General features: G+C 63.0%; 2 protein-coding genes. One reads left to right on the forward strand and one right to left on the reverse strand.

All coding sequences use genetic code 11. From position 1 onward, the window contains the following. The first annotated feature begins 7 nt into the window (after positions 1 to 7). Positions 8 to 3292 carry an efflux RND transporter permease subunit gene (locus HPQ62_RS09940; RefSeq protein WP_174802376.1) on the forward strand — a complete coding sequence of 1095 codons (3285 nt, stop codon included), beginning with the start codon at positions 8 to 10 and terminating at the stop codon, positions 3290 to 3292. A 278-nt stretch (positions 3293 to 3570) separates the two neighbouring features. Here the strand turns inward: HPQ62_RS09940 and HPQ62_RS09945 are convergent, their stop codons facing one another. After that, positions 3571 to 11319, reverse strand: a complete 7749-nt coding sequence (locus HPQ62_RS09945; protein ID WP_174802377.1) for an autotransporter domain-containing protein — start codon at positions 11317 to 11319, stop codon at positions 3571 to 3573. Positions 11320 to 11693: the final 374 nt, after the last annotated feature.

Consider the following 11693-nt stretch of genomic DNA (forward strand, 5'->3'; position numbering starts at 1 on the left):
CTGAACCATGAATTTTTCAGCCTGGGCGATCCGAAACCCGATCGCGCCGCTCCTGATGATGGGCCTCTTGCTGTTCCTCGGCCTGCAGGCCTTCAAGGACATGGCGGTCACGCGCTTTCCCAATATCGACGTCCCGGTGGTGGCCGTCACCGTCGCGCAATCGGGTGCCGCACCTGCCGAACTCGAGATGCAGGTGACCAAGAAGATCGAGGACGCGATTTCGAGCGTCAACGGCGTCGACGAGCTCAGCTCGACCGTGACTGACGGCATTTCGACGACCTCCGTGCTCTTTCGCATGGAGGTAAGCCCAGACGAGGCGCTGCGCGACGTCAAGGATGCGGTCGACAACATCCAGTCCGATCTGCCCGCAACGGCCGAAACGCCGGTGGTGCGCAAGATCGATGTCGAGGGACAGGCGATCCAGACCTATGCGGTATCCTCGGCCAACATGTCGCTGGAGGAGCTCTCCTGGTTCGTGGACGATACCGTCAAGCGCGCCCTGCAGGGCATCAACGGCGTCGGCAAGGTCGACCGCTATGGCGGCGCCGACCGCGAGATCCAGGTTTCGCTCGATGCCGACAAGCTTGCAAGCCTTGGCATCACCGCATCCGAGGTCAACGCCCAGCTTCGCCAGACCAATGCCGATGTCGGCTCGGGCCGCGGCCAGGTCGGCGGATCGGAACAGGCAATCCGCACGCTGGGCGACAGCCGCAGCGTTTCCGATCTTGCAAGCACCACGATCGCCCTAGGAAACGGCCGTTTCGCAAGACTTTCCGACCTCGGCACCGTGACGGACACCTATGAGGAGCCGCGCACTTTTTCACGGCAGAACGGCGAGCCGATCGTCTCCTTCGGCGTGTTCCGTTCCAAGGGCGCCAGCGAAGTGACGGTTGCCGATGCCGTGGCCGAGGCGCTTGAACAGGTGCGGGCGGAAAACCCCACCGTGTCGATCTCGCTGATCGATGACGCGGTCTACTTCACCAAGGGCAATTACACCGCAGCCATGGACACGCTTTACGAGGGCGCGCTGCTCGCGATCATCGTCGTGTTCCTGTTCCTGCACAACTGGCGGGCGACGCTGATTGCAGCCGTCGCCCTTCCGCTATCCGTGATCCCGACCTTCTGGATCATGGACATGCTCGGTTTCTCGCTCAACCTGGTCAGCCTGATCTCGCTGACGCTTGCGACCGGCATTCTGGTCGATGACGCGATCGTGGAAGTCGAAAATATCGAACGCCACATCAATATGGGCAAGACGCCCTATCGTGCGGCACTCGAGGCGGCGGACGAAATCGGTCTTGCCGTGATTGCGACGAGCTTCACCATCATCGCCGTGTTCGCGCCCGTATCCTTCATGCCGGGCATTCCGGGCCAGTACTTCATCCAGTTCGGCCTGACGGTGGCCTTTGCCGTGTTCTTCTCGCTGATCGTCGCCCGCCTGATCACCCCGGTGATGGCGGCCTACATGCTGAAGCCCAGCAAGCACAGCCATAGGGAAGACGCAGAACACAATGACGGCCGGATCATGCGCAGCTATACAGCTGCCGTGCGCTGGACCACGAAATGGCGTTATGTAACGCTGGTCGCAGCTATCGCCGTTCTTATGGTCTCTCTGTTCTTCATGGCGCGCATCCCCGGCAGCTTCATTCCGCCGGAAGATGCCTCGCGCATCGTGCTGTCGATCGAACTTCCCCCGAACGCCCGGCTTTCCGATACCGAGGAAATGACCGACCTGATCGCGGAGCGGATCGCCGGCTATGACGGCGTCGAGGATGTCACCGTTCTTGGCGGCGCCTCCCCGCTTGGCGAGCTCGAATATCGCCGCGCCACGATCACCGTGACGCTCGGCAGGCTCGCCCATTCCCTGCCCGAAGCATTGGTCAACGACATGCTGGGTGGCCTGCCGCTGATCGGGCAATATCTGCCGAAGATCCCTCCCTCGGGCCGGGAAATCCCGCAATGGCAGATCGAACAGGATATCCTTGCGGGGCTTTCCGATATTCCGGACCTCAGGATCACCAAGCTCAACGATCGCGGCCAGCGCGATATCGAGTTCAACTTCCTCTCCGATAACGAGGAAGACCTGCAGGAAGCAGTGGCAATCCTCGAATCGAAACTGCGCGCGGATCCCATGCTGGAAAAGGTCTCGTCCGAAGGCGCGCTGCCCCGGCCGGAGCTGAAGATCCGGCCGAAGAAGGAGATTGCGGCACGGCTCGGCATCACGCCGGCCCAGATTTCCGACACGGTTCGGGTGGCAACCGTCGGCGATGTCGACGCCAATCTGGCGAAGATCTCGCTCGACAACCGCCTGATCCCCGTCCGGGTCCGCACCGATCTCGAACTGCGCCGCGACCTTGCCGCCATCCGCGCGCTGAAGATCAAGACCGGATCGGGCGAGATGGTGCCGCTCTCGGTGGTCGCCGATGTCGACTATTCCGAAGGCATCAGCACCGTTCAGCGTTCCGACCGCCATCGCGTGGTCACGATCGGCGCCAACCTGCCGCCGGGCGGCGCGCTCGATCCTTCGACGGCCCGCTTCCGCGAGATCGTTGACAGCACCGACCTGCCCGCCACGGTGACGCTTGCCGAAAGCGGCGATGCCAAGATCCAGGCCGAAATGCAGCAGAGCTTCATGAACGCCATGATGCTCGGCCTGTTCCTGGTGCTCGCGGTGCTGATCCTGCTGTTCAAGGACGTGATCCAGCCGTTCACCATCCTGTTCTCGCTACCGCTCGCGCTGGGCGGGGTCGCGATCGCGCTGATCGTCACCGACAATCCGATCTCGATGCCGGTGCTGATCGGCCTGCTGATGCTGATGGGGATCGTCACCAAGAACGCAATCCTGCTGGTGGACTTCGCCAAGGAGGCAATCTGGCACGGGCTCGACCGGCGTCAGGCGCTGGTGGAAGCCGGGCGCAAGCGCGCGCGTCCGATCATCATGACCTCGATCGCGATGTCGGCGGGCATGCTGCCGGCAGCGCTCGGCGTGGGCGAGGGCTCGTCCTTCCGTGCGCCAATGGCGATCGCCGTGATCGGCGGCATCATCATGTCGACCGCGCTGTCGCTGCTCGTGGTGCCGGCCTTCTTCATGATCATGGACGATATTGCGCGCCTGCTGCGCTTCATCTTCGGCCGCTTCATCGGCAAGGCCGACCCCAACGACGTGGTCTACAACACCGAAGCCGTTGCCCGCATGAGCGAGGCTAACCGCGCCAGGCTCGCGAAGATCGAGGAGCGGATGGACAAGCTGGAAGACGATCGCGACGGCTTCTCGAAGCGCGGCATGGCGTAGGGCTGCAGACACCTGTTCACAGAGTCGCTCAAGCAGAGAGCCCGGCCTCAGGCCGGGCTCTCTGCTGACGAAGCAACAGCTTCCGAGAAAGCCACCGCTTGTGAGATCGCCGCTCACGCCAACCTCACCCACAGGGGTCATGCCCGGACTTGATCCGGGCATCCAGGCAGCACGGTTTGGGGACAGGACTGTCAAAAATGAGAGCCCGGCATCAGGCCGGGCTCTCCTTGTATCTACTGCCCCCAAGGCCCGGCCGATGGCCGGGCCTTCGTCGCTCCTCAGAAGCGGATGTTGAGGCGGGCGGAGACGTTCTGGCTTTCATTGCCGCCGCCGAACTGGCCGGTATAGTTGAGGCCGACCGAGACCTTGTCGGTGAACTGGGTCTCGAAGCCGACCGACACGATGCCCTGGTTCTTGGCAAGCGGCGCGCCGGTGATGCCGAACACGTCGCCGCCGTCGAACGCCACCTGTTCGGCCGGGTTCAGATCGCCGAAGCCCGCCCGCCAGCCGGCCGCAGCCGTCAGCCGGCTCTGGTATTCGCCAAGCCTGAACTCCCACGCACTGCGCACGCCCACCGTCGTGAACCACGTATCCATCTCGCTTTCCGGATGGAACAGCGCCGCAACGCCCCCCGCCTCGGTGAAGCTGCCCGATTGCTGATGGATGTAGGACGCATCCACATAGGGCTCGATCTGGAAGCTGTCGGTGATCGCGAAGGTATAGCCGAGATCGCCATAGACCTGGAACGTGCCGGCATTGTAGCTCCCGCGCTCGCGTTCCGACAGCGTCGAGAAGTCGATCTCGCGGTCCGCGGTCACATCGTGCCAGGTATAGGCCATGCCGAAATCGGACCCGAACCCGCCCCACTGGCCGCCGCCGTAGAAGCCGAGCGTGAAATCATCGCTCCGGCCGGTGACATTGCGGGCATCGACCTCATAGCTGGACTGGCCGTAGCCGACCACCGCGCCGAAGCGCATCGTGTCGAAGGCCGCAAAATCGGCGCCGAGATAGAAGCCACCGGCAGAATCCGTGATTGTCGCGCTGCCGCCCTCGCCCTTGATGCGCGACCAGGAGCCATAGCCCGTCGCCCAGACCCCGATGCCGCTGTTTTCCTCGACGAAGGCGCCGAACGGCGTCAGCACCGGGGTTTCGGCGGCATAATTGCTGACCGCGGAAATCGTCTCCCCGCCCGCGATACCGCCGAGCGCGCCGCGCACATGCCGCCCCGTCGCATCCCGCAGATAATGGCTGTTCGCCACCATCGCCCCGCTCATCGACGCATAGGCATCGCCCGAGAGCGAGGACAAGCCATCTTCCAGATCATCCGTCTCGGCGGCCTCGACCACTTCGAAGAGCGGCGAGGCCGGCGGCAGCGTCTGCACTGCTTCCATCGTGCCGCAGGCATTCCCCGTCAGGGAGAGGTCTCCGCAGCGCGCCTCCATCAGCGTCGAGGCGACGAAGAGCACCAGTTCGTTTCCATTCACGACCTTGCTGTCATAGGTCAGCAGGCCGCCTCCGGGCTCGATCGCGATCTCCGCGTTTTCGACGATGCGCCCGTTGAGGCTGTCGATGAGCGTGACGCTGTCGCCCTTTCTGGCGCCAGGCCGATAGGGGAAGCGTATGACAGCGCCATCGAGCGTCACATCGCCATCGGCGACGATCGTGCTCGCTGCCCCTTGCGCAAGATCGACAACGGTTGCGATCACGGATGTAGGGCTGGTGGTCAGCGACTTCACGCGGCTGACGCTGCTAAGGCTTGCGCCATCGCCCACAATGAAGGTCGCGCCGTCCTCGAGCATGACATCGCCGAACGTCCCCGTGCCGGTGATCGTCGCACCGCTGGCCACCTCGACCGAACCGCCCATTCGGCCGCTCATTGCCAGCGTACCCGAAAGCAGGCTGAACCTGCCGGCAAAGGCGCTGCTGTCGCCTGAAAGCGTCAGGACCGAGCCCGTCATTTCCTTGACGAAGGTACCCCTGCCGGATATCGGGCCCGAAAGCGTTGCATCGTTCGCAGCCCAGCTGAAGGTCGCGGAAGGGGCTATATGGATGGCTCCGGCACCATGGAGCGCGCCGTCGCCCGCGATCTGCAGCCTGCCTTCCCGCACATCCGTACCGCCCTCATACGTGTTGGCGGCCGTCAGCAGCAGCGTGCCGCTCGCGCGCTTGGTGAGCTGGCCAGAGCCTGCGACAGGAAGATCGATCGTGGCCGTCGCCGCGCCCTCGACCGTGATATCCGCATTGGCGCCTGCGATTTCGAGGACGTCGTCATGACCGCCATCCGTCAGCACATAGCCATCGGCCGTAAACACCAGACCGCCAAAGCGTATCCTCGACGACGGACGACCGGCGGCAGGCGAATGGACGGCAATGACGTCGGGCGCCCCGGTGAAATGGGCGATTGCGCCATCCCGCCATGCACTGTGCCGCAGGCCGTTGGCGCCCGACCAGTCGATGTCATTCGGATCGGCGGTCCAATCGCGCTGGGCCGGATCCCAGTAGAGATCCGGCGTACCGTCATCAACCGTCAGATAGAGCCCCTTCATCAGGTACTGAAGCTGATAGTCCGGATTGGTGATCGAGGCATCGAGCTGGAGATTGGGCGTTCCCGACATCGATGCGGCTGTCGCGACCAGAAGATAGTCGCCATTGGCAAGCGCAGTGTTCGGATCGCCCCCGCCCAGAACGTTGATCAGGACATTGCTGCCCTCAGGGGTAAACTGCGACACGCTGATCAGGGGATCGGCGTTCGGCGTGGCCGCAAGCTCGACCGCAAGCGTTGCCGCCGCCGCCAGCGTCAGATTGGCAAGCGTCAGCGGCGTCGCGTTTGCCACCGTGCCGGCGAGCGTTCCGTTGACGGTGGTCGTGCCGCCAAGCGTGCCCTTGCCCTGAAGCGTGCCATCAACGGTGGTGCTCCCGGAAAACCGGCTGCTGTCGCTGTCGATATGGACCGTGCCGCCTGCGATATGGAATGCGGCAGTTGGCGCGGTCGCGAGGATCTGGTTGGCGGCGCCGAACACCAGTGTGCCGGCAGTATCGACGGAAAGGGTCGCCCCCGCCGCGATCGTCACCGTGCCGGCGAGCGATCCGGCCGTTCCCCCGGTCGCGCTGTCGGCCAGCATCAGCGTTCCCGCGCTAACGCTCGTCCCGCCGTCAAACGTGTTGGCGGCGGTCATCACCAGCGTGCCCTGCCCTGCCTTCAGGAGGCCGGTCGCGCCGGAAAGCGGCAGAGCGACGGTCGCCGTGATGCCATCCGCCACAGCCGCCGTCACATAGGTCGCGGCATCGTCGAGAACGAGCGCGTCGCGCGTGGCATCGGCGGCCGCCAGCGTGGTGTCGGTCTCGAACACGAGCCCGCCCACGGTGATCGCGCCGCTCGAGATATCGACGCTCACCGTGCCCGGCTGACCGGAGAAGATCGGCGTCGCGCCCTGTCGCCAGAGCCCGTTATTGCCGCCGTCTTCATCGGACCAGGCCTGGTTGCCGGCAAGCATCGTCCATGTACCGCTCCCGCCGAACCCGGAAACTTGCGTGCCCTCGCCGGGGTTCCAGTAGGGCCGCCCTGTCTCGGTGGAATCGACATCGAGATAGACGAGCCCGCTATTGGTGATCACATTGATGCTGTAGCCCTTGTCCTGCTGGACGAGGCTGAAGCGCTCGTTCGCCGCATTGTCCCAGTAGCGATACATCATCAGAAGATAGGAGCCGTTGGCGAGGACCTGCCCCCCGATCGGACGGACATCGACATGAATGACCGAAGTTGAATCGGTCACGATTTCCCGCATGTCGAACAGCGGGTATGCGAAGGGGTTCAGGGTCTCTTCGTCGGCGGAATCGAGACGGACGATCAGCCGGGCGTTGTTTTCGAGAACCGCCGGGCCGTCGACCTCCAGCGTTTCGTGCGGGCCGTTCTCCAGCGCGCCATAGGGTTTCACTGTCAGGGCTATGGGCCCCGAGCCCGAAACATAGCCGCTGCCCGAGAGCGTGCCGTAGGCAGGATCATCGAGGCCGGAGCCGCCAAAGACCACCGTATGCCCGCCGAGCGTGCTGTTGAGAAGGTGAAGCGTGCCGCCGGTGATATTCACGGTGCCTTCGAAACTGGAGAGAGAGCCGGACATATGGGTGTAACCGGCCTTTTGGAGAATGACCCCATCGCCGTCGCGGACGCTTGTGATCTTGGCCTTGACATCGAACAGGCTGAGATCGGTTGCGGTGTGATTGAAGACGATGTTGGTTGCCGCTCCCGACATCACGATCGTCCTCGCCCAGGTCGAACCCGGTTCGGCAGGGAGATCCGCGCTGCCGGCGCCGAAGGCGAGCGTCGCCGAACCGTCACCAACCGTCTGAAGCGTCATCGCCCCCGTGCTGGGCGAGCCGATATTGGCCCGGCCGCTGCCGGTCAGCACAAGCGCGGTATTGCCTTCAGAACCGCCATTCCTGTCGATACCAACCGTCAGCTCATCCGAAGCGAGCGTGCCGGTCAGCGCGACGCTTGCATCGCCGTAGATCCAGACGTCACCCTCGAAGTCGGAGGTATCGCCTGTAAATGCGAGACTGCCGGAGCCGCCGATATTGAAAGACCCGGCCGGGCCCGAGAGGACATTGGCAAAGGTCGTGTCGTTGTAGATATCGATCGTGAGAGCAAGGCCGCTGATGCCGCCAAATGCGATATCACCGGCAAGCGTGCCATTCAGCATCGCGGCGCTGTTGCCAAGCTGCAGCGTGCCGCCGCTGATGGTGGTCACGCCGGTGTAGCTGTTGTCAGCAGTGAGGATCAGCGTACCGGAACCGGCCTTGGTGACGTCGACCGCCCCGGCCAGCGAGACACCGATCTCCGCGGTGCCACTGTTGACGGCAATGACGGGGTTCTTGTCATCTTCATCGGGAACCAGCATCAGGGCGTCGGCTTCTGCGGAGGTCTTGTAGGTCAGCTCGTAACCGGAGACGGCAAAGGTCATGCCGGCGACCTGCATGGCGGGCGCACCGGCACCATCGACCGTCACAGTGCCTGCGGCGGTCGCGAAAATAGCGGTCTTGCCGTTGCGCCAGGGGCCCACGATCGTGCCCGACTGCGTGGTCCAGTTGAGCAGATTGGTCGTGCCGGGCACCGACCACGTCCCCGAACCACCAAGGCCCAGCGGCGTCGGCGTGCTGCTGTCGCCGTTCCAGTAGAAATCCTGTTCCGGCATCTGATCCTTGACGAACAAGACCATGGTATTCGTATTGTTGTAGTTGTCGATCAGCTGGTAGTCTTCGTCGCCAAGACGCTGGCTACCGGCATTGACGTCATAGATCTTGATGTCCATGAAACCGCCGCCGGCCAGACTGGCATAGGTCATCAGCGTGTAAGGGTTGTCCTCGCCGTAGCCCGCGCCGGAAAAATCGACAATCAGGTCACCGCCAATTGTCAGGGCGCCGGTGACGACGACCAGATCGGTCTCAAGATCGCCGATCTGCAACTGCGTCGTGGCGCCGGCCGCCCCTGAGGTCAGCACCAGATCGCCGCCGATCGTCAGCGTCCCGCGCGCATCTTCGCCGGTGCGATAATCGCCGGGCATCAGCGCGCCCGATGATGTGGCGCCGATCGTGACGGTCGCGCCCGCGCTGCCGACCGTCCCGGTGCCCGCAAGCGTCATGCCGCCATCGATGGCGACCGTACCGCCATGGCTGCCGATCACGTTCATGATCGCGGCGCCCTGCGCATTGCCGGTCGTTCCGGCATACATGCCATTGGCGCCCGTCAGACTGATGATCCCCGAGCCGTTGCTGGCCAGTTGGAACGACCCGGTGAAGCTGTTGATGTTGTTTCCGAAATCGACCGAAGTGTCGGTATAGAGCGTCAGCGCGCCCGCGCCCGTGATCGCCTCCTTCACGGAGCCGTTTCCGGACGCGCTGCCGATCTGCAGCGTTCCCTGCTGAATGTCCGTGCCGCCGCCATAGCTGTTGTCGCCGGAGAGGATCAGCGTTCCGTCACCGGTTTTGGTGAGCCGCGCCGTACCGTTGGACTGGCCGATCGACAGATTGAACTCGGCCGTGGCGGAGTGCACGGAAATCGTCGCGCCGCCGTCTGTGCCACCCAGCTTCAGACCGCCGCCCGTGAAGAGATAGGGACCTGACGAGACCTCGATGCCGTCCACGATGATCCCGCTTGCGCCATCCACCGTGACGGTTCCCTGACCATTGGCGAAGTAGGCGGTCTGCCCGCCGTTCCACCACGGACCGTGATTGTCGCCGCCGCTCGCGATCGTCCAGTTGTCGCTCTCGGTGTCCCATGTCCCCGTCCCGCCCGCGCCGCCTGCCGGGGCGGTAGCGGAAGAGGGGCTCCAATAGACATAGTCCTGGTCGGGCGCCTCGCCGAAGAACAGGAGGGCGACGGTATGACCGCCATTGTATTGATAGTCGATCCTGTAGGAGGGCTTTGGAATGGGCTGATTGCCATTCGTCGTATCGAGCACGACGACCATGCCAAACTCGGCGACGAGGTTGCCATAATCCCCGATCAGAACATAGTCGCCGGGCGCATTGGCGCCGCCATAGTAGATGGTGACGGTGCCTTCGAGATCGAGGTTTCCCCCCACCTTGGATATCGGAACGGTATTCGGGTCATTGTCGGCGAAATACAGGTAGGTATTGCTACCACTCTGTGACACGAAGTCGCCTTCGACGGTCACGTAAGGCAGCAGCGCTGCGCTTCCACCCGACACCGATTGCGGCGCGTTGATGGAGACGCTGCCGGAGGTAAGGTTGATAGAACCGACCTGGTCATAGGCGACATAGCTGCCTCCGGCCACATTGACATTGCCAAGGAAACCCAGCGGGTGAACCAGCGTCCCGCCGAAAATGTTGACATTGCTATCCTGCGGATTGCCGGAATTGCCGACGCTCTGGATCGTGGTGAAGCCGGCATAGTGGTTGACCGTCAACCCCTCGGGCCCATCGCCGGGGCTGGTAAGATTGAGCTGGAAATTGTCTTTCATCGTTGCGGTATGGTTGACATCCACACTGCTCCCAGCATCCGTAAACACTTGGGTGAGTGCGCTGAGATTGCCCGGCGCATAACGCGGATTTCCCAGATTGTTGGGATCCCCGATCACCAGCCGCCCTTGTCCTCCGTCCACGCCAAGCAGAACCGTGGTGCGGGCATCAAGGGTCGTCTGCAGCAAGCCGCCATCGGCAAGCACGAGCATGGCTGCATTGTTTACGCCCGACCCGACCACAAGGGCCTGTGTTTCGGAAACGAGCTCGCCTTTGACGGCGACGGCGCCCTTGCCGACGGTTGCCGTGTTCGTGACCGTGACCGTGCCGCCGCCATCCACGAAGACATTGCCGCCGCCGTCGATCAGCAGGTCCTCGAGCGTGAACCTGCTGCCGGCCCCGGCAACGATCGCCCCTGCCGTATTGAGCAGATGGAAAGATGCAGCGCTCGCGACGGCGCCGCCATCAATCTTCAGGCCGACATTGGCGTAGGACTTTCCCCGGCGATCGACATAGGTCTGCGTACCGCTTGCCACCGCGACATCGTTGAAAACCGCGCGCGCACCGCTGGTGACGTTGATGTAGCCGGCGCCCGCAAAGTTGGCGCCGGCAAGCCCGACGAAGACATCGACCCCCTCGCCCATCGTCAAAACCGTGGAAGCGTCGCTCACGGTTACGTTCATATTCGCCCGGTCAAGCGGACCAAGACCTGCTGCGCTGCCCGGCGAGCCGATGTAAAACGGGCCATCCGTCAGCGTGACATTTGAGCCCTGATTGAAAATGAAGGTCACCGGATCGCGATCGGTATAGAGCGCCGCTGGCTCGGGAATATCCTGGGTGCAGTCCAGTCCGGAAAATGTATAGGTCTGATCCTGCTGCACATAGCCGCAGGCTGCAAGCGCGCCTCCCCCCCAGAGATAAAACCCGGCACCCAGCACCAGGGCACCCGAAAATGCCGTGCCGGCCAGAAGACCATGCAGGCTGGAGCGTCGGCCGGACGGCACCTCTGACAGAACGGAGCGGCGATGGAGAAGTGATGGAGCGGCAAGCATGCAATATCCCCCGAAAGCAGGAAAACCAGGAAGGCCCAAGGATAGACGTGCGCACCACGCTTATTCCATTTAATACTTTTTATTATCTCGACTTAGATTAACCATCAATTCATTTACACTCAATATGAATGTAAAATAATGTATTTTTCGGATTTTATACTTGTATGGAAATTCTGGCGCCAGAGCCGGTATTGCGTCCATCAGCACGGCGTCCGGAAAGAAGGAGCCGCATCGATGCCCGAAGGCCCGGCCGATGGCCGGGCCTTCGTCGCTCCTCAGAAGCGGATGTTGAGGCGGGCGGAGACGTTCTGGCTTTCATTGCCGCCGCCGAACTGGCCGGTATAGTTGAGGCCGACCGAGACCTTGTCGGTGAA

It is taken from the genome of Martelella limonii (genome assembly GCF_013344475.1).
In the GTDB taxonomy this organism is placed as follows: domain Bacteria; phylum Pseudomonadota; class Alphaproteobacteria; order Rhizobiales; family Rhizobiaceae; genus Martelella; species Martelella limonii.